The following is a 24,486-nucleotide window of genomic DNA, read 5'->3' as shown; positions in this document are numbered from 1 at the left end:
AACACTTGATCAGCGCGTCGACAGCCGTTCGGCGACGATCTTGGGCGTGATAAAGACCAGCAATTCTGTCTTGTCGTTGGTGCGGCTGTTGCTGCGGAACAGATAGCCGAGCACCGGCACGTCGCCCAGCAGCGGCACCTTGTCGGTGGTGTTGCGCTCGGTCTGCTGGTAGATGCCGCCCAGCACCACGGTGCCGCCGTTCTCGACCATGACCTGGGTCTTGACGTGCTTGGTGTCGATGGCGAAGCCGGCGCGGGTTTCCTGGCCGACGCTGTCCTTGTTGACGTCGACGTCGATGACGACGTTGCCGTCCGGCGTGATCTGCGGCGTCACTTCCAGCCGCAGGTTGGCCTTGCGGAACATGATCGAGGTGGCGCCGCTGCTGGTGGCCACCTGGTAGGGCAGCTCGATGCCCTGCTCGATCAGCGCGATCGCCTTGTCGGCCGTGATCACGCGCGGGCTGGAGATGATCTTGCCGGTGCCGTCCGCTTCCAGCGCGGACAGTTCCAGGTTGAGGAAGCGGTTGGCGGCCGACGAAAACAGGCTGACCGCCAGGTTGCCGGCGGCGGCGCCGTTGATGGCGCCGGCCGGCAGGTTGATGAACTGGCTGTTGCTGTAGCTGGCGTCGGAGGCCTTGATCTGGCCGGTCACCTCGCCCACGCCGTTGATGTTGCCGCCGATGGCGACCCGGGTGTTGCTGGTGCCGAGCTGGTAGCCGGAGTCGCCGCCGCGCTGGGTGCGCAGGTCGGAAAAGCCCAGCTTGGCGCCGAGGTTGCGGGTGAAGGTGTCGCTGGCCTCGACGATGCGGGCCTCGATCAGCACCTGCTTGGAGGCGATGTCGGTCTTGGCGATCAGCTTGCGGATATCCTCCAGCTTGGAGGCGATGTCGGTGACGAACAGCTGGTTGGTGCGCGGCTCGATGATGGCGCTGCCGCGCTTGGACAGGATGCGGTTCTTGCCGTCGCCGCTGCCACCTTCCAGGCCGAACACGGTCTTGAAGGCGTCGGCCTTCTGGTAGTTCAGCTGGAAGATCTCGGATTTCAGCGGTTCAAGGTCGGCGATCTGGGCGCGCTGCTCCAGCTCCAGCTTTTCCTTGGTCAGCAGTTCCTCCTTGGGCGCGATCCACAGCACCGAGCCGTTCTTGCGCATGTCCAGGCCCTTGGCCTGCAACACCACGTCCAGCGCCTGGTCCCACGGCACTTCCTTCAGGCGCAGGGTCAGGTTGCCGCTGACGCTGTCGCTGGTGATGATGTTCAGGCCGGAGATGTCGGCGATCGCCTGCAAGGCCGCGCGCACTTCGACGTTCTGGAAATTGAAGGACAGCTTCTCGCCGCGATAGCCCTGGGTGCCCTGGGTCAGCTTGTTCGGGTCTTCCTTGATCGGCTTGACGTCGATCACCAGCTGGGTGTCGCTCTGGTAGACGGTCTGTTCCCACAGGCCGCGCGCCTCGATCGTCATGCGCGTGTTGTCGCCCTGCGGCACGGTGGTGACCAGCGCCACCGGGGTGCCGAAGTCGCCGACGTCGAGCCGGCGGCGCAGGCTTTCCGGCACGCCGGTCTTGAGGAAATCGACCACCACGCCGGTCGGGGTCTGGCGCACGTCGACTGCCACCTGGCTGTTGGGCAGGTCGACCACCACCCGGCCCTCGCCGTTGGCGCCGCGGCGGAAGTCCATGTCGCGCAGCAGTTGACGGCCGGCCGGCGCGGCTGGCGTGGCGGCCGCCACCGGCAAGCCGCGGGCGTCGACCGCCTGGGCCAGGCCGCCGGAACCGTCGATGGTCAGGATCACGGCGTTGCCGTCGATGGCGGTGGCGTAGTTCAGGCTGCGCTTCAGGTTGAACACCAGGCGCGAACGCTCGCCGGCCTGCACCACGTTGACGCCACGCAGGTCGCCCAGGCTCAGCTCCTGCACGGTCTTGCCGGTGGCGTTGGAGGTGGCGCCGAAGTCCAGCGCGATGCGCGGCGGATTGGTGATGGCGAAGCCGATCGGCAATTTTCCGGGCGCGTTCTTCAGCGCGATCTTGACGATCACGTTCGAGCCCTGCTGGTTGGCGGTGATCGCTTCGATGGCGTTGGAAGGCGGCGCCTCCGGCGCGGCCTGGGCGTGGACGACGCCGGCCAGTTGCATGGCGAAGGCAAAAGCGAGCACCGGCATCCAGCTGGCGACGGCCAGGGCGCGCCGGGGCGTGATGTGAGCGGTCATTTGGTGTTCTCCTTGCTTTCCTGCAGTTCCAACTTGGACATGCGTTCGACCCAATCGCCGCCCGCATCCTGTACGATTTCCTTGACGCTGACGCTGGTGTCGCTGATGGCGGTGATCAGGCCGAAGTTCTGGCCCACGTGCTGCCCGACGATCACATGGTGCAGGTTGCGGTCGACCTGCAGCAGTCCGTACAGCACGCCTTTCTGCTGCACGGTGCCGACCATCTTGACGGTGTCGAGCGGGAAGCTCTCCAGCAATTCCTTGCGCCGCTCCGTGTCCGGCTTGATGCCGTTGCTGCCCTTGGCCGAGGCCTTGGCCAGCTCGGCCAGCAGCTTGTTGGGATTGAAGGGGTCGATCGCCTCGGCCTGGGCGTAGGCGAAGGGGATGAAGGTCTTGGGCTCGGCCAGCGGCGGCACCGCCACCTTGGCCTGGGAATCGACCTGCTTCATCCAGGCGCGCACTTCCTGCACGTCGCTGTCGCCGCAGCCGGCCAGCAGCGCCAGCACGGGGGCCAGCAGCATCGCGGGGATCAGGGTTCTCATGATTTTTTCGCCGCCTTTTTCTTGTCGGCGGCGGCCTTGCGCTGGGCGCTGACCTCCTCGGGGTCGAGGTAGCGGAAGGTCTTGACCACCGCATCCAGGGTCAGCACGCCGTCCTTGCCGGTGTTCAGGCTCATGTTGTTGAGCGTGACGATGCGCGACAGGTTGGCCATGTTGCCGGCAAAGGCGCCGATGTCGTGGTAGCTGCCGGTGACGCGGATGTCGATCGGCAGTTCGGCGTAGTAGTCCTTGACCACCACCTGCGCCGGCTTGAAGGACTCGAACTGCAAGCCGCTGCCGGTGCCGGCGCGGCCGATGTCCTTCAGCAGCGCGTCCATCTCGGCCTTGCTCGGCAGTTGTTTCTGCAGCCGGTCGACGTACTGGTCGACCTGCACTTTCTGTGCCCGCAGCGCGTCCAGGTTGACCGCCTGCGAGGTCTTGAACTTGTACTCGTCGCGCAGCTTGATTTCGGCCTGGGCGCCGGCTTCCTGCTCGTCGAACTGCGAGCTCCAGTAGCCGAAGTAGCCGGCCACCACCACCGCCGCCGTCACGCCGAGGCTGCACAGCACGCGCGGCGCCAGCGGCCATTGGCCCGGATGGCGGTCGCCGAGGTTGCGGAACTGGTCGGCCAGTTGCGCGCCCATCAGATTGAGATTCAGCTTGGCCATGGTTATCCGCGCTCCTGGCTCTTGGCCGGCGACGGGCCGGCGGCCGGGGCGTCGCCGGCGGGCTTGCCCTTGGCGCTGGAGGCGGCAGCATCCTTGTCGCGCGGGCGCTTGATGTTGACCGACAGGTTGAACTCCACCACCTTCTTGGCGGTCTTGCCCTGGCCCAGTCCGGTGGACTTCACTTCGACCAGCTCCGGCCGCTCCAGCCACGGCGAGACGCCGGCCAGGTTGCCCAGCAATTCGGAGACCCGCTCCTGCGACTGCGCATAACCGCCGATCGCCACTTTCTGGCCTTCCTGCTTGAAGCCCTTGAGGTAGACGCCGGACGGGATCTGCTTGACCAGCTCGTCGAGCAGGTAGACCGGCTGGTTGCGATCGCCCTGCAAGTCTTCCACCGCCTGCTGGCGCGCCTTCAGCGCTTCGATTTCCTGCTTCAGCGTGGCGATCTCGGCGATCTTCTTGTCGAGGCCGGAGATCGCGGTCTTGATCACGTGGTTGCGTTCGTTCTGGATGGAGATTTCGCGGGCGTTGTAGCCGCCCACCAGCAGCACCACGCCGACGCCGACGATGGCGCCCAGCGCCAGCAGCGCGAAGAAGGCCGCCTTTTTCTGTTTGCGCTTTTCCTCGCGGTGCGGCAGCAGGTTGATTTTAATCATCAGCCGAACCTCCGCATGGCCAGGCCGCAGGCCACCAGGTAGGCCGGGGCGTCGCTGCGCAGCTGCGACTCGCGCACCGAGGCGGCCAGCTGCATGCCCTTGAACGGCGAGATCACGGCGCTGGAGATCTTGGTGCGGCTGGCCACCAGTTCCAGCAGGCCCGGCAGCAGCGCGCAGCCGCCGGCCAGGAACAGCTGGTCGACCCGCGTGTAGGGGGTGGAGGTGTAGAAGAACTGGATCGCCCGCGTCACTTCCAGCGCCGCGCTTTCCAGGAAGGGCGACAGCAGCTCGGCGCTGTAATTGTCGGGCAGGTCGCCGGATTTCTTGCGCGTCTCGGCCTCGTCAAAGCTCATGCCGTAGGAGCGCACGATGTCCTGGGTCAGCGCGTTGCCGCCAAAGGGCTGCTCGCGCTCGTAGACGGTGACGCCGTCCAGCATCACGGAAATATGGGTGACCTGGGCGCCGACCTGGAACAGCGCCACCACCTGGCCGGCGCCCGCTTCGGGCAGCTGGGCGGTCACGCGGTCCAGCGCGGCGCGGGCGGCGTAGGATTCGATGTCCATCACGGTGGCCTTGAGGCCGGACGCTTCGGCGATGGCGACGCGGTCCTCGACCTTCTCGCGGCGCGAGGCGGCCAGCATCACTTCGATGTCTTCCGGCGAATTGGCGGCCGGGCCGATGACGTCGAAGTCCAGGCTGACCTCGTCGAGCGCGAACGGGATGTACTGGCTGGCCTCGGATTCGACCTGCACTTCCAGCTGGTCTTCCGACATGCCGGCAGGCAGGATGATTTTCTTGGTGATGACGGAAGCGGGCGGCATGCCCAGCGCGACCAGCTTGGTGCGGGTGCCGCTTTTCTTCCAGACCCGGCGCACGGCGTCGACCACCTGATCCATGTTTTCGATATTGCCATCCACCACGGCGCCGCGCGGCAGCGGCTCGGCGGCATAGCGTTCCAGCCGGTATTCGCCCTTGCCGCCCTGGGCCAGCTCGACCAGGCGCACGCTGGAGGTGCTGATATCGATGCCCACCAGCGGCGGATTACCCTGCCCCAGCAACGCCTTGATATCGATCATACGAGCCTCCCGGCGCCATGGCTGGCGCCCGTGCTTCTTTGCCGCCGAATCAACATTCGAACAGTTTGCATTTAGGAACTCGTTTGAAAACCAGCGTTTAGACTGCTTATGTAAGACCGTACATTAAATCCTGCCTATACAAGTGTAAAGGTATTTCTATTGTGCACAATTGCCTTGGTGTGAGGGTTTCACCACACTTTTTTGACACCCTGTAGCCTCAAAAACAACTCAGTTGTTTTGTTACTTACAAGCAAAAATCCCTGACGTCTGGCAGCGCGCGCCGTGGCACTTGCCGCTCGCTTATAATGGCCCGCATACATAACAGAAAGATCGAACTGCATGGCTTCTTCTTCCAATTCGGCACCTCCACCATCGAATCCGCCCGACGCTTCCTCCAAAGGCAAACCCGCATCCCGTTTCTTCCTGCTGGCCGGCCTGTCCGTGGTCGGACTGGGACTGGTCGGGCTGCTGCTGGTGGTGTTCGGCCTGGCGATGGCCTACCCCAACCTGCCCGAGCTCGACACGCTGACCGACTACCGGCCGAAAATGCCGCTGCGCATCTTCTCGGCCGATAACGTGCTGATCGGCGAGTTCGGCGAGGAGCGCCGCAACCTGGTGCGCATCAAGGACATCCCCGATGTGATGAAGAAGGCCGTGCTGGCGATCGAGGACGACCGCTTCTACGAGCACGGCGGCGTCGACTACACCGGCATCCTGCGCGCGGCCGTGCACAACGCCACCGGCGGCGCCAAGCAGGGCGCCTCCACCATCACCCAGCAGGTGGCCCGCAACTTCTTCCTGTCGAGCGAACAGACGCTCAAGCGCAAGGCCTACGAGGTGCTGCTGGCCTGGAAGATCGAGAAGAACCTCAGCAAGGACCAGATCCTCGAGGTGTATATGAACCAGATCTACCTGGGCCAGCGCGCCTATGGTTTCTCGTCGGCCGCACAAATCTATTTCGGCAAGAATCTGAAAGACATTAGCGTGGCCGAAGCGGCCATGCTGGCCGGCCTGCCGAAAGCGCCGTCGGCCTACAACCCGGTGGTCAACCCGAAGCGCGCGCGCACCCGCCAGCAGTACATCCTGCAACGCATGCACGACCTCGGCTACATCACCGACAAGCAATATGAAACCGCCAAGGCCGAGGAACTGAAGGTCAAGACCGACAGCAGCGAGTTCGGCGTGCACGCCGAGTACGTGGCCGAGATGGCGCGCCAGCTGGTGTACGAGCAGTTCAAGGAGGACACCTACACGCGCGGCCTGAACGTCTTCACCACCATCACCAAGGCCGACCAGGACGCCGCCTACCTGGCGCTGCGCAAGGGCGTGATGGACTACGAGAAGCGCCACGCCTACCGCGGCCCGGAAGCCTACATCGACATCCCGCAGAACAAGGAAGAGGCGGACGACGCGGTCGAGACCGAACTGGCCGACCACCCGGACAGCGACGACATCGTGGCCGCCATGGTGCTGGCCGCCACGCCGCAGCTGATCACCGCCGTCACCGCCACCGGCGAGGAAATCAAGATCACCGGGCCGGGGCTGGAGATGGGCCGCTCGTGGCTGTCCGACAAGGCCGCGCCGAACAAGCGCATCCGTCGCGGCGCGGTGATCCGTGTCATGCAAGAGGGTAAGGACTGGCAAGTGACGCAGCTGCCGGAGATCGAATCGGCCTTCGTCGCGGCCGACACCCACGACGGCGCCATCAAGGCCATGGTGGGCGGCTTCGACTACAACCGTAGCAAGTTCAACCACGTGACCCAGGCCTGGCGTCAGCCGGGCTCGTCGTTCAAGCCCTTCATCTATTCGGCTTCGCTGGAGCGCGGCCTGTCGCCGGCCACCATCATCAACGATGCGCCGATCTCGTTCGACGCCGGCCAGACCGGCGGCCAGGCCTGGGAGCCGAAGAACTACGACGGCAAGTACGAAGGCCCGATGACCATGCGACGCGGCCTGACCAAGTCCAAGAACATGATCTCGATCCGCATCCTGCACAAGATCGGCGCCAAGTACGGCCAGGAATACACCACCCGCTTCGGCTTCGACGCCGACAAGAACCCGCCCTACCTGACCTTGGCGCTGGGCGCGGGCAACGTCACGCCGCTGCAGATGGCCGGCGCTTACGCGGTGTTCGCCAACGGCGGCTACAAGGTCAGCCCTTACCTGATTTCCAAGGTGACCGACGCGGACGGCAAGGTCCTGTCGCAAGCCAATCCGGACAAGGCCGGCGACGAGAAGAACCGTGTCATCGACGAGCGCAACGCCTTCCTGATGGACAGCATGTTGAAAGACGTGGTGCGCTTCGGCACGGCGACCAAGGCGCTGGTGCTCAAGCGTCCCGACCTGTCGGGCAAGACCGGCACCACCAACGATTCGATCGACGCCTGGTTCGCCGGCTACCAGCCGCATCTGGTGGGCATCGCCTGGATCGGCTACGACCAGCCCAAGAACCTGGGCAACAAGGAAACCGGCGGCGGCCTGGCGCTGCCGATCTGGATCAGCTACATGCAGAAGGCGCTGAAGAATATCCCGATCGAGGAGCGGGCGGTGCCGGAAGGCGTGATGCTGGTGGGCGACGAGTACTACTACGCGGAGAATCCGCCGGGCACCGGCGTGCATAACATCGACGGCGCCTCGCACGGCACGCCGGCCGAGGAAAAAGCCAAGGACGCCGTCAAGAACGAGCTGTTCTAAAAAGCTGAAGCACAAGCAAGGGGCCGCAAGGCTCCTTGTTTATTGACAGTCCATTTTCAGGAAGATCTATGAAGTTTTTGTTTGCTTTTATTGCCTTGCTCTGTGCGCTGTCCGCCTCCGCTGCGGATGAGAGTACATTTGCCACGGAGGCGGTGGCGTTTCTGGACACCGAGCTTCCGCAGATGGACAAAGCCGTGGCGGACAAGGACCGCGCCTATTTTGGCCCGGCACTCGACCGTGTGCAGCTGTTTTTCAGTGGCTGGAGCGGTGACCAGTTGGAACGCTATCCGGCCTGCTCCCGGGCGATCAGCGATTTTCTGATTGTCGGCCTGTGCAAGATTTCACCTCCGGGCACGCTTTGCGAACCCGTAACGTTCTTCCCCAAGGTGGACAACCATATCGAGCAGTGCCGCGACTCAGCCAAGCCCGCGAACCTTATTGTTCCAGCCTGACCGGGCTGCCGCCCTGCACGCTGACCATCTCGGACAGCGACGTGAACAGCTCGGAACCGTCGCGGGTATTGAGCCACTTGCCGTCCTTCTGCTTGTAGTGGTAGCCGCCCGAACGGGAGGCCACCCACAGCTCCAGCATCGCGGCCTGGCTGTTGACGATGATCTTGGAACCATTGTCGATAAACTCAATTTCCAGCACGTTGCCGCTGCGGCTGCACTCGACGTCGAGCATGTCTTCGTCGTTCAGACGGTCCAGCGCGGCCGCGATGGCGGTAAGGGTGGCCTCGGCCTGCGCCAGGAATTCTGATTCGCCCATGCTACACTCCAGTATCTATAGTCAATCCATGATTTTATCGTGAAGTCCACATTCCGTTTATTTATCGGCCCAGTTTGCGGCATAACCGCCCTGTGCCTGACCGTCTTGTTGAGCGGCTGCGGCCAACCCGGCCCGCTGTACCTGCCCAAGGCTCCACCGGCCAAGCCTGCCAAGAGCACTGAAGCTGCCCCGGTTCCATCCACTCCAGTACCCCAACAATAATTCTTATGTCGCAATTTTCCTATGTAAATGGCGTGCTGCACGCCGAGGGCGCGTCGCTTGCCGCCATCGCCGAGCAGTTCGGCACCCCGACCTATGTGTACTCGAAGGCGCAGCTGCTGACCAATTTCGCCTCCTACGCCGACGCCTGCGCCGGCCGCGACGCCCTGGTCTGCTACGCCATGAAGGCCAACTCCAACCTGGCCATCCTCGACCTGCTGGCGCGCCAGGGCGCCGGTTTCGACATCGTCTCCGGCGGCGAGCTGCTGCGCGTGCTGGCGGCGGGCGGCGATCCGCGCAAGGTGATCTTCTCCGGCGTCGGCAAGAGCGTCGACGAGATGCGCCTGGCGCTGTCGCACGACATCCTGTGCTTCAACGTCGAATCGATTCCCGAGCTGCACCGCCTGAACGAAGTGGCCGGCTCCATGGGCAAGACCGCGCGCGTATCGCTGCGCGTCAACCCGAACGTGGACGCCAAGACCCATCCCTACATCGCCACCGGCCTGAAGGCCAACAAGTTCGGCGTGGCTTTCGACGACGCGCTGGACACCTACCGCGCGGCCGCCAGGCTGCCGCACCTGGAAGTGGCCGGCATCGACTGCCACATCGGCTCGCAGCTGCTGGACGACGCGCCGCTGCTGGAGGCGCTGGACCGCCTGATCGAGCTGATCGACAAGCTCGGCGACGAAGGCATCGTGCTGCACCACCTGGACATCGGCGGCGGCATCGGCATCAACTACGGCGAAGCGGGCGAAGCGGCGCCGGTGCCGGTGGGCGACTACCTGGGCCGCCTGTTCGCCAAGATCGACGCCTGGCGCGCGGCGCGCTACGCAGGCAAGCCGATCAAGGTGATCTTCGAGCCGGGCCGCTCGATCGTCGGCGACACCGGCGTGCTGCTGACCAAGGTGGAGTTCATCAAGCATGGCGAAGAGAAGAATTTCTGCGTGGTCGATGCGGCGATGAACGACATGGCGCGTCCGGCGCTGTACCAGGCGTGGATGGACATGCAGCCTGTGGTGCAAGGCAAGGCTGGCGCGTTGACGTATGACGTGGTCGGTCCGATCTGCGAATCCGGCGACTGGCTGGCGCGCGACCGCGAACTGGCGGTGGAAGCCGGCGACCTGCTGGTGATGCACAGCGCCGGCGCCTACGGCATGACGATGGCGTCCAACTACAACACGCGCGGCCGGGCGGCGGAGATCATCGTCGACGGCGAGGTGTGCCACGTGGTGCGCAAGCGCGAGAATCCGGCCGATCTGTACGCGCTGGAGTCGCTGATCAAGTAAGCCGTTCAGCCCTCGAACAAAAGCCGCCAAGCTTAGCGCTGGCGGCTTTTTTGTTGGTGTCGGCGCTAAGCCCTTTTACATGCAGGGCGCCAGCAACCGCTAACGCTTGCCACGACGCTTGGCGACGCCAACCAGCGCGATGCCGGCCAAGAGCATTGCCCAGGTTTCAGGTTCAGGCACAGCAGCCAGCGCCGTATAGATCGTCAACGATGGCGCCGTTAAAGCGATATGGGAATACGAGCCAAGCATGTGCTCATCGGGCATCCCATCTGTGAGGCCCCACCAACTCGCGTACGATGCCCTGGCCCCAGTAAATGTGGCGAAAGAGAATTTGGTGGTCTGCTCTATCGATAAACCATGAACATCGAATTCCAGCAGCTTGGGCGTCGTGGCATTGTCAATTGTCTTGCTGACTGTCCCGCCATGACCATCCGGCAGATAGACGACGGCACTATTTTTGGCGGAACCCGGCACCCACGATCCATTGGCCTCCGCCGGTTTTTCCGGAGTCTCCAAGGTACCTGATACATATGCTGAAACGGAATAACCCGTGATGACGTAGCCCGCAGCGGGCGTGATCGCCATCGACATTTGATAATAATCGTATTCGGCGTAGCCGCCGGATGAGGTGTTGTGTGTCGGTCCCCAGGCTGCAGTCGTCACTTTGGTGGCGCCTCCGTGGTCGCTCAGGACGGTAAGAGCTGTCGACGCCGGCTGGGATGCCGACACAGAATCTTCCGTGATTGACGTGAGGTCCAGAGTGCTTGTGTGTACATTCGGTATGGCTGCATAAGACATGAGTGGCGTCGCCAACGCCAGCGCGGCAAGGATGGTTCGCATTGTGGTTTCCTGAAAATAGGCCGAAAATTGGGCCTTGGTTGATGAGGTTATTAGTATAACGACATTCTTTATTTTCAAGTATCACAAAGGCAACTATCGAGCGCTAAGGCACTGGACCAGCGTCAGCTCAGGGGAAATGTCTTTACGGTCCGGCATCCGGGCTTGGCGGCGCAGCGGCAGATGCGCGGCAGATCGGCGCTAGCGCGCCACCGTCGCCGCCGTCAGCGCCTTGCTGCGCGCCCAATACACACGCATCAGCAGCAGCGCGCCGAGGATCAGGCCAAAGATGATCGGCTGCGTGAAGTTGTGCTTGCCAGCCTTCATCCACCAGAAGTGCAGGATGGCCAGCGGCGCGATCACATAGATCAGGCGATGCAGCCACTGCCAGCGCTTGCCGCCCAGCCGCTTGACCATGGCGTTGGTGCTGGTCGCCGCCAGCGGCAACAGCAGCACGAAGGCGATGAAGCCCACCGTGATGAACGGCCGCTTCAGCACATCCTTCCACATCTCCTGCACGTCGAAGAAATGATCGAACCACAGGAAGGTCATGAAGTGCAGAAAGCCGTAGAAGAACATGTACAGCCCCAGCATGCGGCGCAGCTTGATCAGCCAGTTCCATTTGCTCAGCTTGCGCAGCGGCGTCACCGCCAACGTGAAGCACAGGAAGTACAAGGTCCAGTCGCCGGTGCCGCGCGTGATGAACTCCAGTGGCTCGACCAGCTGCCCGGTCAAGGTCAGGTACACCATGCGCGCCAAGGGCAACAGCGCCAGCACAAAAATCGCGGCCTTGATCAGGCTGGCCTGCCGCGCGGAAGGATTGAACGCCATACGCTTAGAAGAACTTCTTCAGGTCCATGCCGGCATACAGCGGCGCGACGTCGGCATAGCCGTTGAACATCAAGGTCTTGCGCTTGCGGGCCAGGAAACCGTCCTCGCCGATGCGGCGCTCGGACGCCTGCGACCAGCGCGGGTGATCCACTTCCGGATTCACATTCGAATAGAAACCGTACTCGTTCGGCGCCGACAGATTCCACGAGGTGCGCGGCTGCTCCTTGACGAAGCGGATCTTGACGATGGACTTGGCCGACTTGAAGCCGTACTTCCACGGCAGCACCATGCGCACTGGCGCGCCGTTCTGGTTGGCCAGCGTTTCGCCGTACATGCCCAGGGTCAGCAAGGCCAGCGGATGATTGGCTTCGTCGATGCGCAAGCCTTCGGTGTACGGCCATTGCAGCACGCGGCTGCCCACGCCCGGCATCTGCTTCTTGTCGGCCAGCGTGACGAACTCCACGTACTTGGCGTTGCCGGTCGGCTCGACCTTCTTGATGATCTCGGAGAAGGAATAGCCGATCCAAGGAATGACCATCGACCAGCCCTCGACGCAGCGCAGGCGGTAGACGCGCTCTTCCAGCGGCGCGAGCTTCAGCAGCGCGTCGATGTCCAGGGTCATCGGCTTCTTCACTTCGCCTTCGATGGTCACCGTCCACGGCCGGGTTTTCAGCGTGTTGGCGTACATCGCCGGCTCGCTCTTGTCGGTGCCGAATTCGTAGTAGTTGTTGTAGCTGGTGGCGTCCTTGTAGGGCGTCTGCTTGTCGAGCGCCGAATAGGAAGGATTGAGCTTGGCGGCCAGCTTGGGATTGACGCCCTGCGCGAAGGCTTCGCGGTTGGCCATCTCCAGCAGCGCGGCGCTGCCGATGGCGCCGGCGGCGATCTGCTTCATGAAGCTGCGGCGCGATTCGTAGACTTCGCGCGAGGTGATTTCTGATGAAAACGGCAACTCGATGCCGTTGGGGCTACGCTTGATCAGCATGCTGACTCCAAAGAAAGTGCAAGGTTGAGACTTGGTCGCCCCAATAGCCTGAACCTTACACCAATCTTGGCCAGCAAAAGTTCACATTGCGTTTACAACTTGCCGTAGGAGTGCAAACCGGACAGGAACATATTCACGCCCAAGAAGGCGAAAGTGGTCACCAGCAGGCCCACCAGCGCCCACCAGGCCGCCGGACGGCCGCGCAGGCCCGTCATCAGGCGCATGTGCAGCCAGGCCGCGTAGTTGAGCCAGACGATCAGCGCCCAGGTCTCCTTCGGATCCCACGACCAGTAGCCGCCCCACGCTTCCGCCGCCCACAGCGCGCCGAGGATGGTGGCGATGGTGAAGAAGGCGAAGCCGGCCGAGATGGCCTTGTACATGACGTCGTCCAGCACTTCTTCCGACGGCAGGCGGTCGACCAGGCGGCCCGAGGTTTTCAGCAGATAGGCCGCCGCCACCATTGCAGCCAGGGCAAAGTTGCCATAACCGATAAAGTTGGCCGGCACGTGGATCTTCATCCACCAGCTTTGCAGCGCCGGCAGCAGCGGCTGGATGTCGGCGGCGTCGCGCGAGGTGGTGTACCAGAACAGGAAGCCGATCGCGGCGGTGATCACCATGGTGACGAAGGCGCCCAGCTGGCGGGTGGCGTAGCGCTGCTCGAAGTACAGGTAGAACATCGCGGTGATCAGCGAGAACAGGATAAACACTTCATACAGATTCGATACTGGGATGTGGCCGACGTCGGCGCCGATCAGGTAGGACTCGTACCAGCGCACCATCATGCCGGTCAGGCCCAGCACCACGGCGGCCCAGCACAGCTTGGAACCGATGCTGGAGGCCGAATCCGAGCGCGCGGCCAGGCCGATCACGTAGAACAGCGTCGACAGGCAGAACATCACGCTCATCCACAGGATCGCGGACTGGCTCGACAGCATCATGCGCAGCCAGAATTTCTTGGTGCCGTTATCCAGCTCGCCGGCGTACATGGCGATCGCGCCCAGCGCCAGCAGGGCCACCAGCGGCATCAGCCAGCGCGCCGGCTTCCAGTGCCAGCCCAGCGCGGCAAACGCCGGCGCGGCGGCCAGCAGGATGCCTTTCTCGTAGACGTCCATGTAGTGGCCGTAGGTGGCCAGGCCGTACAGCGAGCCGGCCAGCAGCGCCAGCGCGAACAACCAGTCGAACGCGGTCAGGCGCTTGAAGTAGCCGGGCGCCTGGGTATAGGTTTGGGTCGATTGCGTCAGTTCCATCATTTGTCTCCGTGGCCGCTACAGCTTACGCCGATTGCGGCAGCTTTTCTTTCAAAGTTTCAAACTCGCGTTCGAAGTCCAGCGTTTTGCGCTGGGTGCTCATGGCCATCAGCGCTTCGGCGCCGTTGCCGTCGTCCTTGATCCAGACCCACAGGCGGCGTTCGCGGATGTAGAACATCGAGAATACACCCAGCACCAGGAATACACAGCCCAGGTAGACCACCTTCTTGCCCGGCGAACGGGTCACCTGGAACACCGAGGCCTGGACCTGGGTGAAATCGTCCAGCTGCAGGTAGACCGGCGCGCCGTAGAAGAAGGCGTCCGACAAGGCGTTGGTGGCCAGTTGCAGGAAGCGGGCGTGGTTCTCGTCGGCGCTGACCGGCTCCAGGCCGTCCTTGGCGCGCGCGGCCTGCCACAGGTCCCACAGGCTGCCGTTGAGGATCTTCATGAACACGTCGGCGGCCTTTTCCTGCTCGGCGCCCGGGATCTTTTCCAGGAATTGCGAAATGGCGACGAAGCCGGCCGCCTTGTCGTTGCCGGCGAAGATGGTCAGGCTCTTCTCGGCCGAGGCTTGCAACTGTCCGCGTAGCGCGTCGCCGTTGGCCGACTGCGGCGTGGCGCGTTCGGCGTAATGCCTGGCGGCGGCGGCGCGCAGGCCGGCGTCGCTGAGGGCGGCGCGCAGGCGCATCCATTCGGTCACGCTGTGGGCATCGTCGGCCGGAATGCGCAGGAAGCTGAACTGGTCCGATGGATTGACGCGCATGCCGGCCAGGAACACCGTGGCGCCGTCCACCGTCACCGGCTGCATGTAGTTCTGGTATTCGCGCGCCTGGCCGGTCTTGTCGCGCAGCTTGTAGGTCACGCTGGGGCCGACGTTCTTCAGGTCCTTGTTGTTGGCGTTGCGGCCGGCCGAGCCGGTGTGCTTGTCGAGGCTGTTGGCGAACTGCTCTTCCAGGCTCTTGCCCTTGGTGACGGCGCGCGCGTCCTGCGTGGCGGCCAGGTTCTCGACGTTGAACGGACGGAAGCCCGACCATTCAACGCTGTAGGCATCGCCCATCGGCGTGCTGCCGCCCACTTCGCCGGCGATGTCGAACCTGGCGGTGCTGCTGCCCACCATCGGGAAGCCGGTCAGCTTGAGCTTGCTGCCGCCGTCGTCAAAGCTGGACTGGTAGATCGCCAGGCCCTGGTACAGCAAGGGCTTGTTGACCTCGATGACGGCCTTGACCACCTCGCCGCTGGCGTGGTCGCGCACTTCCACCTCGCTGGCGAACAGCTTGGGCATGCCGGTGGTGTAGAAGTCGATGGTGAATTTTTTCAGCTTGATGGTGAACGGCAGGTCCTGGATCAGCACGCCGTCGGGACGGGTGATGATGGCGCTTTCGCTGGACTGGCCTTCCGGGATCATGGTGTTGCCGCGGAACGTGGGATTGCCCAGGCCGAGACGGCTCTGCGCCGGCACCGCCGAGATCAGGCCGCTGCCGTTGAACGGCACCTTGCCGAGGAACCATTCCTGCAGGCGGATCGGCACGTCCGAATCGAGCAGGCCGCCGATGCAGATGATGACGATGGCCGAGTGCGCAAAGATGTAGCCGAACTTGTTGGCCGCGCCCTGCTTGGCGGCCACCAGGGTGCCGTGATCCTTGTCGACCAGCTTGACCTTGTAGCCGGTGTCGGCCAGGCGGGCCGCGGTCTGCTGCGCCAGCGCGGCGCGCGCCAGCGGCGAACGCCATTGCATCTTGTGGTGGAAATTGAGCAGCGAATTCTCGCGCACGTTCTCGCGCCAGCTGCGCATGTCCTTGAGCATCTTGGGCGCGTTGCGGATGATGCACAGCGTGGTCGACGTCACCAGCGCGGTCATCAGCAACAGGAACCACCAGGCCGAGTACACGCCGTACAGGCCCAGCTTGCCGAACACCTCGAACCAGAACGGCCCGAACTGGTTGATGTAGTTGTTGGTCGCCTCGCCCTGCTTCATCACGGTGCCGACGATGGCGGCGATCGCGATCATCGCCAGCAGCGCGATGGCGAAACGCATGGAGGAAATCAGTTCGACCATCTCGCCGACGATGGGACGGCGGGTCTTCAGTTCGATGCCGGTGGTGCTGGGGCTGCTGCTCATGCTGGAACTATCTCAAAAAAAGTATGCTGCCGGCAGCATATCAACAAAAAGGGCAGCCCGCTTACGCTGCCGCCCTCTATGCACTATCAGCTACGCCGCAACCCGGGGGCGCGGCCAGCTGCTTATTTCAAGCCGGCGACGTAATCGGCCACGGCTTTCATTTCCTCGTCCGACATGCGCTTGGCGATGGTGGTCATCTGCGCGCTGTTCTTGCGGCCGCCGGCCTTGAACAGGCCCAGCTGGGCTACCGTGTAATCCTGGTGCTGGCCGCCGATGCGCGGATATTGCACCGGGATGCCGGCGCCGGCCGCGCCGTGGCAGCTGGCGCAGGCTGGAACGTTCTTCTCGGCGATGCCGCCGCGATAGATCTTCTTGCCCAGTTCAACCGTGTCCTTGTTTTTCGCTGCGCCCGGCTTTTGCGCCTGGGTGGACAGCCAGGCCGAGATGTTGTGCTTTTCCTCGTCCGTCAGCATCTTCGCGTAGGTCGTCATGACCGGTTGATTCCGGTCATCGCCCGAAAAGTTCACCAGCTGCTTGTAGATATAGCCTTCGTGCTGGCCGGCCAGTTTCGGATTGACGCTGATGGTGGAGTTGCCGCCGGCGCCGTGGCAGGAGACGCATGCCGGCAGGCCGCGCGCGTTGTCGCCGCTGTCAAACAGGGTGCCGCCTTTGGCCGCGTCGACTTTGGGCGCTGCCGCTTCGGCGTGGGCCGGTTTTTTTTCTTCTGAGGCGGATGCGGTGCCCGCAATTGCCAGCAGGCCGACCAACAAGGAAGTTACAAACGGTGAAAACGCACGATTCATTCAAGCACCCTCAAAAAAGTTTGTCGAAAGTTTGCCGCAGGCTTGGCACGAGATGCTATGGCAACACTTCGTAACCACTCATTGTACAATAGCTTTCCAGCATATTTGCTCCCTTTTGTTGCATTTTCCCCCATCCCATGTCCAAACTCTGGCAAGCCCGCTTCTTTACGACCGTTAACCAATTGCGCGACCTACCCGACACGCAAGTGCCGGAAATCGCCTTTGCAGGTCGCTCCAACGCCGGCAAATCGACCGCCATCAACATCCTGTGCAACCAGAAAGGCCTGGCATTCGCGTCCAAGACCCCTGGCCGTACCCAGCACATCAACTACTTCTCGATCGGCGGCGCGCACGTCGCGCAGCACCGCAAGGACCCGACGATCGTCGAGGAAATCGAGTGCCTGCTGGTCGACTTGCCGGGCTACGGCTACGCGGAAGTGTCCGGCTCGGCCAAGCTGCACTGGCAGCGCCTGCTGGGCGACTACGTCCAGCGCCGCGAACAGCTGGCCGCGCTGATCCTGATCATGGACTCGCGCCGCCCGTTCACCGACCTCGACATCCAGATGCTGGAATGGTTTGCCCCGACCGGCAAGCCGATTCATTGCATCCTGACCAAGGTTGACAAATTGAACCGCAACGAATCCGTCAACGTGCTGCGCCAGGCGAAAGCCAAGCTGGCCAGCTATGTCGACGAAGACGGCGAAGGTTTCCCGTTCACCGTACAACTGTTCTCCGCGCTCAAGCGCGTCGGCATCGACGAAGCCAACGACAAGATCCTGGAACTGGCCGGCGTCACCGACGACGAAGCCGCCGCCCAGGTGCAATTGATCGAAATGGAAGACGACGTCGAGCCTGACGAGCAATAACCCTCACTTAGGAAAGTTTTTAGCGATGCACAATCCACACGTTTCCGCCCAATTCCCCGCCATCCGCATGCGCCGCATGCGCCGCGACCCGTTCTCGCGCGCATTGATGCGTGAAAACAACGTCACGGCCTCGGACTTGATCTATCCGGTGTTTATCCTGGAGGGCACGCAGCAGCGCGAGCCGGTGCTGTCGATGCCAGGCGTGGAACGGGTATCGGTGGATGTGCTGCTGAAAGTGGCGCAGGAATGCGTGGAACTGGGCATCCCGGTGCTGGCGCTGTTCCCGGTGATCGACGCTGCCAAGAAGACGCCGGACGGCATCGAAGCGACCAATCCGGACGGCCTGGTGCCGCGCGCCGTGCGCGCATTGAAGCAAGCTTTCCCGCAGCTGGGCATTTTGACCGACGTCGCGCTGGACCCGTACACCAGCCACGGCCAGGACGGCCTGATCGACGACAACGGCTATGTGATCAACGACGTCACCACCGACATGCTGGTGCGCCAGGCCCTGTGCCAGGCGGACGCCGGCGTCGATGTGGTGGCGCCGTCGGACATGATGGACGGCCGCATCGGCGCGGTGCGCGCGGCGCTCGAAGCGCACGGGCACATCCACACCCGCATCATGGCGTATTCGGCCAAGTATGCGTCGGCGTTCTACGGCCCGTTCCGCGACGCGGTCGGCTCGGCCAAGAACTTGGGCAAGAGCGACAAGAACACCTACCAGATGGACCCGGCCAACAGCGACGAAGCCCTGCGCGAAGTGGGACTGGACTTGGCCGAAGGCGCCGACATGGTGATGGTCAAGCCGGGCATGCCTTACCTGGACATCGTGCGCCGCGTGAAGGATGAGTTCAAGGTGCCGACCTTCGCCTACCAGGTCAGCGGCGAATACGCGATGATCAAGGCCGCCGCGCAAAACGGCTGGCTGGATCACGACAAGGTGATGATGGAATCGATGCTGGCGTTCAAGCGCGCCGGCGCCGACGCCGTGCTCACCTACTTCGCCCTCGACGTGGCACGCCTGCTCAAGGCGCAAAAATAACACCGGGGTCAAGTCTGACATTCGGACACGAGCTCCGCCGTAAGCAGCGTTACGGCAGAGCTCGTGTCCGAATGTCAGACTTGACCCCGGATTGGTTTTAGTCGAGCGTGACTTCCTTGCGGTTGTCGTGCGAGACGCGGTCGATCATCTTGTTGTAGGGATCGACGCCGACCTCGAACGGCTGCTCCCTGACCGTGACGGTCACCACCGGATCGCTGCCCTGCAAGACGCGCTTGTCCGTGAACAGCACCCGCTCGTCGCGCTCCTTGGCGCCCTTGGCGCGGGCGAACACGGCGATCTCCACCGGCTCGTCGTACGCGCGCGGCGTCTCCTTGCCCTTGCCGTCGGCCTCCATCTTGGCCAGGTGCAGCGTCATCGTCACGTCCCACTGGCGGCCGTCGGCGCGCTTGTGCGCCTTGGCCTCGGTCACGCGGTTGTCGTAGAAGACGATCTTCTCGAACAGGTCGGTGATCAGCGCCTGCTTGTCCTGCGGCGCCTCGGCGCGGATGTAGGCCAGCAGCTCGCGGCTGGTGGTGTACGGCGCCTGCTGGTAAGCCTTGTCGGTCAGGAAGCGCTTGAGCGCGCGGTTGAGCGCCGCCTCGCCGATCTCGTCGCGCAGGCGGTAGAACACCAGGCTGCCCTTGCGGTAGTGGATGTATTGCTGGTTTTCCACGCGCATCAGCGGCTGCTCTTCCACCAGTTCGCCGCCGCGTTCGCGCAGGTACTGGTCCAGCTCGAAACGCAGGAAGCGGCGCAGCTTGTCGCGGCCGTATTCCTTCTCCATCACCATCAGCGCCGAATACTGTGCCAGCGATTCGATCAGCATGGTCGAGCCCTGCATATTGGCGCTGACCACCTGGTGGCCCCACCACTGGTGCGCCATCTCGTGCGCGGTGACGTAGTAGACGTAGTCGATGTCGTCCTTGTCGCGCAGGTCGGCGATGAAGCCGATCGCTTCCGAATACGGAATGGTGTTGGCGAACGACTGCGCGAAGCGCTGGTAGTTCGGGAACTCCAGCACCCGCACCTGCTTGTGCTGGTACGGCGTGTAGTTGGCTTCGAAATAGTCGAGCGACTTCTGCGCCGAGGTGATCATGCGGTCGACGTTGTAGGCGTGCTTGCTGTCGTAGTAGATCTCGATCGGCAAGCCATGCCACTCGCCCTTGCGCACGTCCCAGCGGGCCGACAGGTAGGCGAAGAACGGCACCATCGGCCGGTCCATCTTGTAGTGGAAGTAGCGGCGGCCGTTCTGCTCCCAGCGCTTCTGCAGGTAGCCGGGGGCGATCGCGATCTGGTCGGCGCTGGTCGAGACGGTGGTCTCGAAATTGATCCAGTCCGCCTCGTTGCTGAAGATGGCGTTGGCGCGCGCCTTCTCGTCCTCCAGCTTGGCCATGCGCTCCGGCTCGCCCAGGCCGCGCTTGCGGCGTTCGTTGCGGTCGGTCAGTTCGACCTGCTGGTTGTAGCCGAAGTGCGGGAAGAACGCGGCGTTGTTGAAGAAGGTGCCGTTCAGGTTGATGTTGTCGGCGGCGCCGCTGTTGGTGAAGCCCTGGTTGCGCACGTCGACGTTGAACGACAGGTCCAGCCGCGCGCCCGCCGCCAGCGGCTGCGCCAGCTTGATGATGCTGAAGCCGGCGATCTTATCGTCCAGCACCACCTGGTGCGGCGGCAGGTTGTCGAAGCGCGTTTCGATAAGGGGATTGCTCTGGATGCGCAAGACGTCCAGCGGCGCGCCGGTCTTGTTTTCCATCAGGTAGCGGCCGCGGATCGCCACCCGGCGCTGGTCCGGGTAGATGTCGACATCGGCGCGCACGTCGGTGATGCGCGGCTGCGGCAAGCCCTTGTACTGGCGGTACAGCTTTTCGTAGCGGGCCAGGTTGTCCATCGCCACATCGGACGCTTCGTATTTGTTGAGCACGTTGGTGTTGTAAAAGATCCAGCCGCCGCTGCCGACAAAGCCGGCCAGCAGCAGCGCCAGCGTGAAGCCGGACCGGCCCTTCAGGCGGCCGGCCGCCACGCGCACGCGCTCGCGCCACGGACGCGCCAGGCCGCGCACCCAGAACGCCTGCGCCAGCACCAGCAGCGCCAGGGTGAACAGCCCCCAGTAGACCCCGAACCACGACCAGCCCTTGAGGAAGTGGCCGTAGCCGTTCATGTCCGAATAGCTCAGTCCCGGCAGGGAGGCGAAGTTGTACAGGTTGTGGTCGAAGTGCATGATGTTCAGCACGATCTGCGACACCATCAGCACGATCACCAGCAGGTAGCCGAGGAACTTGTTGTTGGTCAGCACCTGCAGCGCCAGCGCCATCATGCCCATCAGCACGAAGAACGCCGATTCCAGCAAGATGCCTTTCAGATACAGGCCCACCTCGATAGGCGTGCCGCCCTTGACCAGCTGGAAGCACGCGGCCGCCAGCACGCCGGCCAGCAGGAAGCCGAAGATCACGCCGACCAGCGCGATGGACTTGGCCAGCAATGGCGCCCAGTCCGGCACCGGCATGGCGTCGCTGACGTCGGCGATCTTGACCTGGCGCTCCTTGAAGATCAGTTCGCCGGCATAAAAGGTCAGCACGATGATCAGCATGAAGTTGAAGCTGCCGGACAGGGTGCGCAGCATCAGGCCGGTGACCGGATAGACGGTGGTGCCGAAGTTGGCGCCGGCCTGGGTGGCGCCGCCGACGAAGTTCAGCACGCCGAACAGCAGCATCACCAGGAAGGGCACGCTCTTGAACACGCCCATGGCGTCGAAGCGCAGGATGTGCCAGCACTGGATCCATCCGGTCGATGCGCTGAAGCGCGCCACTGTGCGCGGCAGCGCCAGGTTGGACGGCGCCGGAGCCGCGCCGGCGGCATCCGGCTTGGCCTTGCCGAACCAGCGGCGGCCGGTGCCGGCGCGCTGCGGTTTGAACAGCGCCAGCGTAGCGCCGAAGAACACCAGCGCCACCGCCAGCCACAGCGCGCGGTTGGCCAGCAGGAAGCCGCTGAACGGCGGCAGGCCGGCGTTCGATTCGGCGGTCGAGAAGTAGCGCACGGCGCGGCTGAAGGCGCGCACGCCGAACGGATCGAGCAGCACGGCGGTCCATTCGTTGTTGATGTCGCGGGTGAACACGCCGGCGACGATCCACAGCACGAAGAAACCCAGCACGCCGACATAGACCAGCATCATCGAGCGCGTGGTGGAGGCCAGCAGCATCAGCAAGGCGCCGATGAACACCAGGTTGGGGATGACGAAGAAGCCGAAGGCCCACAGGTAGGCGAACAGCGGCTGCGGGCCGACGCGGGCGGTGTCGACCCAGGGCATCAACGGCCCCAGCAGCAGGCCGACGGCGATCAGCACGAAGATGGCCAGACAAGCGACCAGGCCGGCGATGAAGCGCCCGGCCAGGTACTGGTATTTGCGCATCGGCGTGGCGAACAGCATGTCGGAGATGCCGACCTCGCTGTCGCGCAGCACGGTGCCAGCGATGAAGATGGTGACGATGAAGGTGGAGATCACCGTGAACGAGCCCATCAGCTGAGCCACGACCACTGGCGCGTTGCGGTGCACATTGCCGATGGCGCCGCCGACCTGGATGGCGTCGCTGGTGGCGGCGCCGAAGGCCATCAGGCCCAGGATCATGCCGGTGACCCACAGCAGCGGCTGGCGCAACTGGTAGCGCAAGTCGAATTTAAAGAATTCCATTAACATGGCGCGCCCCTCAGACCGCAGCCGCCGCGGCGCGGCTCGCGTTGCGCACATGCAGGAAGTAGACGTCTTCCAGGTCCGCCTCCACCGCAACGAAACCGTCGTCCGGCTGGCTGTCGGCAAACACGTTGATCTGCGGCTTGCCGCCGACCAGGCGGGTGTGTAGCACATTCATGCGCTGCTGGTATTCCGGCAAGGCCTCGGCGCTGACGCTGCGGCGCCAGACCTTGTTCCGCAGCGTGTCGATGGCGGCCTGCGGCTCGCCCTGCAGCAGCACCTCGCCCTTGACGATCATCGCCATGCGCGGGCACAGGTCGGTGACGTCGTCGACGATATGGGTCGACAGTATCACCACCACCTGCTCGCCGATCTTGGCCAGCAGGTTGAGGAAGCGGTTGCGTTCGTCGGGGTCGAGACCGGCGGTGGGTTCATCGACGATCACCAGCTTCGGCGCGCCCAGCAGCGCCTGGGCGATGCCGAAGCGCTGGCGCATGCCGCCCGAATATGTGCCCAGGCCGCGCTTGCGCGCTTCCCACAGATTGGTCTGTTGCAGCAGCGCTTCCACCGCTTCCTTGCGCTCGCCGCGCGCGGTCAGTCCCTTGAGCACGGCAAAGTGGTTCAGCAGCACTTCGGCCGTGACCTTGGGGTAGACGCCGAAGTCCTGCGGCAGATAGCCGAGCTGGCGGCGCAGCGCCTCGGGCTGGGCCAGCACGTCGAGGCCGTCGAAATGGATGCTGCCGCTATCGGGGTCTTGCAGCGTGGCGATGGTGCGCATCAGCGACGATTTGCCGGCGCCGTTGGGGCCAAGCAGGCCGAACATGCCGTTGGGGATGTCGAGGGTGACGTCGTTGATGGCCTTGACGCCGTTGGCGTAGGTCTTGCTCAGCTGTTTGATCGATAGCATGGAACACAATCTCCTGATAGGGAAACGGACACAGTCCGCGGCAACGTTACCTTAAGATAAAGTTGCCAAGCTATCAGGGTTTTTGCGACCAACGGCGGATTTTTGGGAGCGAACCGTGGTTTTTTGACAAATCAGCGCCCGGCGCCGCGCGCGTACTCGGGGAACATTTCCTTCAGCAAGAAGGCGATCAGCTCCTTTTCGTCTTCCTTGCGTGCGCTCATCGTCACCACCTTGCCCAGGCGGCGCGATTCCCATTCGAAGTCGCCCGGCTTTTCCTTGCGGATGATCTTGACCATTTCCTTGGCCACGGCGGTCTCGATGTCCTGCTCGGCGCCCTGCTCGACGTGGATCTGCTGCAGCCAGCGGCGCTTGAAGTTGGTGTTCCAGCCGCGGAACTTCACGTCGGCGCTGTGGTAGCTCTTGTCGACCTGGAAGATGCCGCCGGTGTCGTCCTTGTCGGCGCCGCTGGTGCGGCCCTGTGCGCCGGCGATGTTGCCCTTGGCGATGCGCAGCGAGCGTTCGGCGTCGCTCTCGGCCGGGGCGCTCGGCGCCGGTTGTGGGTTGTTGGCCTCGCGCGCGGCGCGGCGCTTGGCGATCATCTCGGACATGTCCTGCTCGGGCGGCGGCGTCATCGTCGCCTGCACCGGCGGCACATAGGTCTCCAGCTTGGGACGGATGGCGGCCGGCGCATCCTTGGTCGCCACCTGCTTGCGCGGCGGCGGCGGCTTGGTGGCCTTGTTCACTTCCGGTTTCTTCTGCTGCGGCTTGTTCTGCGGCTTGTCCGGCAACGGCGCGATGTAGACCATCACCCCACCCTTGGGCGGCGCGGAATGGGTGTTCTTCGGCGTGGGCGAGAGGAAGTAGTACAGCACGCCCAGCAGGTGCAGGGCGATGGAGATGCCGACGCCGATCCGGTTGGACTGCGACTTACGATCCCATGCGGCGAACCGCTCCCCAGCTTCAGGCAAACGCTGGCCGCAAGTTTCGCAATATTCGGAATTTGCAGAGAGTATATGGGAATCGTGATGCAAAATAGCAAACCTTGGTTGGAACGAAGTCGACAAA

At 63.5% G+C, this 24,486-nt stretch carries 21 protein-coding genes; 6 read left to right on the top strand and 15 right to left on the bottom strand.

All coding sequences use genetic code 11. The features are described from left to right. Positions 1-9: 9 nt before the first annotated feature. Genes pilQ through D0T21_RS26080 form a run of 5 tightly spaced genes read right to left on the bottom strand, consistent with a single transcriptional unit; the run spans position 10 to position 5,141 of the window. Positions 10-2,202: a type IV pilus secretin PilQ gene (gene pilQ / locus D0T21_RS26100; RefSeq protein WP_116992779.1), complete on the bottom strand. Its 2,193-nt coding sequence runs from the start codon at positions 2,200-2,202 to the stop codon at positions 10-12. Continuing rightward, the gene (locus tag D0T21_RS26095; protein ID WP_116992780.1) at positions 2,199-2,744 is read right to left on the bottom strand and encodes a pilus assembly protein PilP; all 546 of its coding nucleotides are present in this window, start codon (positions 2,742-2,744) and stop codon (positions 2,199-2,201) included. Before D0T21_RS26095 ends, pilQ begins: the two co-directional genes overlap by 4 nt. Then, positions 2,741-3,409 carry a type 4a pilus biogenesis protein PilO gene (locus D0T21_RS26090; RefSeq protein ID WP_116992781.1) on the bottom strand — a complete coding sequence of 223 codons (669 nt, stop codon included), beginning with the start codon at positions 3,407-3,409 and terminating at the stop codon, positions 2,741-2,743. Before D0T21_RS26090 ends, D0T21_RS26095 begins: the two co-directional genes overlap by 4 nt. Positions 3,410-3,411: 2 nt before the next feature. Beyond that, positions 3,412-4,065, bottom strand: coding sequence for a PilN domain-containing protein (locus tag D0T21_RS26085; protein ID WP_116992782.1), 654 nt, complete (start codon positions 4,063-4,065; stop codon positions 3,412-3,414). Beyond that, complete coding sequence (locus D0T21_RS26080; protein WP_116992783.1) at positions 4,065-5,141, bottom strand: pilus assembly protein PilM; 1,077 nt, start codon at positions 5,139-5,141, stop codon at positions 4,065-4,067. The genes D0T21_RS26085 and D0T21_RS26080 overlap by 1 nt, the downstream gene beginning before the upstream one ends. A gap of 339 nt (positions 5,142-5,480) precedes the next feature. On the opposite strand from D0T21_RS26080, the gene D0T21_RS26075 reads away from it, so the two are divergent. Both D0T21_RS26075 and D0T21_RS26070 read left to right on the top strand, forming a co-directional pair. Beyond that, positions 5,481-7,835 (top strand): penicillin-binding protein 1A, encoded by a 2,355-nt coding sequence (locus D0T21_RS26075; protein ID WP_116992784.1) that lies wholly within the window; start codon positions 5,481-5,483, stop codon positions 7,833-7,835. Positions 7,836-7,903: 68 nt separating this feature from the next. After that, positions 7,904-8,287: a hypothetical protein gene (locus tag D0T21_RS26070; protein WP_116992785.1), complete on the top strand. Its 384-nt coding sequence runs from the start codon at positions 7,904-7,906 to the stop codon at positions 8,285-8,287. On the opposite strand, the gene cyaY is transcribed toward D0T21_RS26070, so the two are convergent. Next, positions 8,271-8,603: an iron donor protein CyaY gene (gene cyaY / locus D0T21_RS26065; RefSeq protein ID WP_116992786.1), complete on the bottom strand. Its 333-nt coding sequence runs from the start codon at positions 8,601-8,603 to the stop codon at positions 8,271-8,273. The genes D0T21_RS26070 and cyaY overlap by 17 nt on opposite strands. A 39-nt stretch (positions 8,604-8,642) precedes the next feature. Here cyaY and D0T21_RS32570 point away from each other — a divergent pair, with 39 nt between their 5' ends. After that, the gene (locus D0T21_RS32570) at positions 8,643-8,825 is read left to right on the top strand and encodes a lipoprotein (RefSeq protein ID WP_229211644.1); all 183 of its coding nucleotides are present in this window, start codon (positions 8,643-8,645) and stop codon (positions 8,823-8,825) included. A 5-nt stretch (positions 8,826-8,830) separates the two neighbouring features. Next, positions 8,831-10,108 carry a diaminopimelate decarboxylase gene (gene lysA / locus D0T21_RS26060; RefSeq protein WP_116992787.1) on the top strand — a complete coding sequence of 426 codons (1,278 nt, stop codon included), beginning with the start codon at positions 8,831-8,833 and terminating at the stop codon, positions 10,106-10,108. 99 nt (positions 10,109-10,207) lie between these two features. Here the strand turns inward: lysA and D0T21_RS26055 are convergent, their stop codons facing one another. From D0T21_RS26055 to D0T21_RS26030, 6 genes are all read right to left on the bottom strand, one after another. Continuing rightward, complete coding sequence (locus D0T21_RS26055; RefSeq protein WP_116992788.1) at positions 10,208-10,948, bottom strand: PEPxxWA-CTERM sorting domain-containing protein; 741 nt, start codon at positions 10,946-10,948, stop codon at positions 10,208-10,210. 198 nt (positions 10,949-11,146) lie between these two features. Next, complete coding sequence (locus tag D0T21_RS26050) at positions 11,147-11,776, bottom strand: sulfite oxidase heme-binding subunit YedZ (protein ID WP_116992789.1); 630 nt, start codon at positions 11,774-11,776, stop codon at positions 11,147-11,149. Positions 11,777-11,780: 4 nt separating this feature from the next. Then, positions 11,781-12,758 (bottom strand): protein-methionine-sulfoxide reductase catalytic subunit MsrP, encoded by a 978-nt coding sequence (gene msrP, locus D0T21_RS26045; RefSeq protein ID WP_116992790.1) that lies wholly within the window; start codon positions 12,756-12,758, stop codon positions 11,781-11,783. A 92-nt stretch (positions 12,759-12,850) separates the two neighbouring features. Next, a complete protein-coding gene (gene ccsB, locus D0T21_RS26040) occupies positions 12,851-14,005 on the bottom strand; it encodes a c-type cytochrome biogenesis protein CcsB (RefSeq protein ID WP_116992829.1) in 1,155 nt (384 codons plus the stop codon). A gap of 25 nt (positions 14,006-14,030) precedes the next feature. Beyond that, the gene (locus D0T21_RS26035; RefSeq protein WP_116992791.1) at positions 14,031-16,124 is read right to left on the bottom strand and encodes a cytochrome c biogenesis protein ResB; all 2,094 of its coding nucleotides are present in this window, start codon (positions 16,122-16,124) and stop codon (positions 14,031-14,033) included. Between the two features lie 122 nt (positions 16,125-16,246). Next, on the bottom strand, positions 16,247-16,927 hold the full coding sequence (locus D0T21_RS26030) for a cytochrome c (protein ID WP_116992792.1): 681 nt from the start codon (positions 16,925-16,927) through the stop codon (positions 16,247-16,249). Between the two features lie 137 nt (positions 16,928-17,064). Here D0T21_RS26030 and yihA point away from each other — a divergent pair, with 137 nt between their 5' ends. Then, on the top strand, positions 17,065-17,793 hold the full coding sequence (gene yihA / locus D0T21_RS26025; RefSeq protein WP_116992793.1) for a ribosome biogenesis GTP-binding protein YihA/YsxC: 729 nt from the start codon (positions 17,065-17,067) through the stop codon (positions 17,791-17,793). Between the two features lie 25 nt (positions 17,794-17,818). Further along, positions 17,819-18,835, top strand: a complete 1,017-nt coding sequence (gene hemB / locus D0T21_RS26020) for a porphobilinogen synthase (protein WP_116992794.1) — start codon at positions 17,819-17,821, stop codon at positions 18,833-18,835. Positions 18,836-18,932: 97 nt separating this feature from the next. Here the strand turns inward: hemB and D0T21_RS26015 are convergent, their stop codons facing one another. The 3 genes from D0T21_RS26015 to D0T21_RS26005 form a co-directional block, all read right to left on the bottom strand. After that, the gene (locus tag D0T21_RS26015) at positions 18,933-22,520 is read right to left on the bottom strand and encodes a M1 family aminopeptidase (protein WP_116992795.1); all 3,588 of its coding nucleotides are present in this window, start codon (positions 22,518-22,520) and stop codon (positions 18,933-18,935) included. A 10-nt stretch (positions 22,521-22,530) separates the two neighbouring features. Further along, the gene (locus tag D0T21_RS26010) at positions 22,531-23,421 is read right to left on the bottom strand and encodes an ABC transporter ATP-binding protein (RefSeq protein ID WP_116992796.1); all 891 of its coding nucleotides are present in this window, start codon (positions 23,419-23,421) and stop codon (positions 22,531-22,533) included. 131 nt (positions 23,422-23,552) lie between these two features. Further along, positions 23,553-24,389, bottom strand: coding sequence for a hypothetical protein (locus D0T21_RS26005; RefSeq protein ID WP_116992797.1), 837 nt, complete (start codon positions 24,387-24,389; stop codon positions 23,553-23,555). Between the last annotated feature and the right edge of the window lie 97 nt (positions 24,390-24,486).

The sequence above is a fragment of the Duganella sp. BJB476 genome, from assembly GCF_003416895.1.
Taxonomy (GTDB): Bacteria; Pseudomonadota; Gammaproteobacteria; order Burkholderiales; family Burkholderiaceae_D; genus Rugamonas.
This window is presented reverse-complemented; position numbering and strand designations above follow the sequence as displayed.

What these genes read in the sequence shown, in the direction of transcription:
- pilQ (WP_116992779.1), bottom strand. Translation starts at nt 2,202, where the DNA reads ATGACCGCTCACATCACGCCCCGGCGCGCCCTGGCCGTCGCCAGCTGG.
- D0T21_RS26095 (WP_116992780.1), bottom strand. Translation starts at nt 2,744, where the DNA reads ATGAGAACCCTGATCCCCGCGATGCTGCTGGCCCCCGTGCTGGCGCTG.
- D0T21_RS26090 (WP_116992781.1), bottom strand. Translation starts at nt 3,409, where the DNA reads ATGGCCAAGCTGAATCTCAATCTGATGGGCGCGCAACTGGCCGACCAG.
- D0T21_RS26085 (WP_116992782.1), bottom strand. Translation starts at nt 4,065, where the DNA reads ATGATTAAAATCAACCTGCTGCCGCACCGCGAGGAAAAGCGCAAACAG.
- D0T21_RS26080 (WP_116992783.1), bottom strand. Translation starts at nt 5,141, where the DNA reads ATGATCGATATCAAGGCGTTGCTGGGGCAGGGTAATCCGCCGCTGGTG.
- D0T21_RS26075 (WP_116992784.1), top strand. Translation starts at nt 5,481, where the DNA reads ATGGCTTCTTCTTCCAATTCGGCACCTCCACCATCGAATCCGCCCGAC.
- D0T21_RS26070 (WP_116992785.1), top strand. Translation starts at nt 7,904, where the DNA reads ATGAAGTTTTTGTTTGCTTTTATTGCCTTGCTCTGTGCGCTGTCCGCC.
- cyaY (WP_116992786.1), bottom strand. Translation starts at nt 8,603, where the DNA reads ATGGGCGAATCAGAATTCCTGGCGCAGGCCGAGGCCACCCTTACCGCC.
- lysA (WP_116992787.1), top strand. Translation starts at nt 8,831, where the DNA reads ATGTCGCAATTTTCCTATGTAAATGGCGTGCTGCACGCCGAGGGCGCG.
- D0T21_RS26055 (WP_116992788.1), bottom strand. Translation starts at nt 10,948, where the DNA reads ATGCGAACCATCCTTGCCGCGCTGGCGTTGGCGACGCCACTCATGTCT.
- D0T21_RS26050 (WP_116992789.1), bottom strand. Translation starts at nt 11,776, where the DNA reads ATGGCGTTCAATCCTTCCGCGCGGCAGGCCAGCCTGATCAAGGCCGCG.
- msrP (WP_116992790.1), bottom strand. Translation starts at nt 12,758, where the DNA reads ATGCTGATCAAGCGTAGCCCCAACGGCATCGAGTTGCCGTTTTCATCA.
- ccsB (WP_116992829.1), bottom strand. Translation starts at nt 14,005, where the DNA reads ATGGAACTGACGCAATCGACCCAAACCTATACCCAGGCGCCCGGCTAC.
- D0T21_RS26035 (WP_116992791.1), bottom strand. Translation starts at nt 16,124, where the DNA reads ATGAGCAGCAGCCCCAGCACCACCGGCATCGAACTGAAGACCCGCCGT.
- D0T21_RS26030 (WP_116992792.1), bottom strand. Translation starts at nt 16,927, where the DNA reads ATGAATCGTGCGTTTTCACCGTTTGTAACTTCCTTGTTGGTCGGCCTG.
- yihA (WP_116992793.1), top strand. Translation starts at nt 17,065, where the DNA reads ATGTCCAAACTCTGGCAAGCCCGCTTCTTTACGACCGTTAACCAATTG.
- hemB (WP_116992794.1), top strand. Translation starts at nt 17,819, where the DNA reads ATGCACAATCCACACGTTTCCGCCCAATTCCCCGCCATCCGCATGCGC.
- D0T21_RS26015 (WP_116992795.1), bottom strand. Translation starts at nt 22,520, where the DNA reads ATGTTAATGGAATTCTTTAAATTCGACTTGCGCTACCAGTTGCGCCAG.
- D0T21_RS26010 (WP_116992796.1), bottom strand. Translation starts at nt 23,421, where the DNA reads ATGCTATCGATCAAACAGCTGAGCAAGACCTACGCCAACGGCGTCAAG.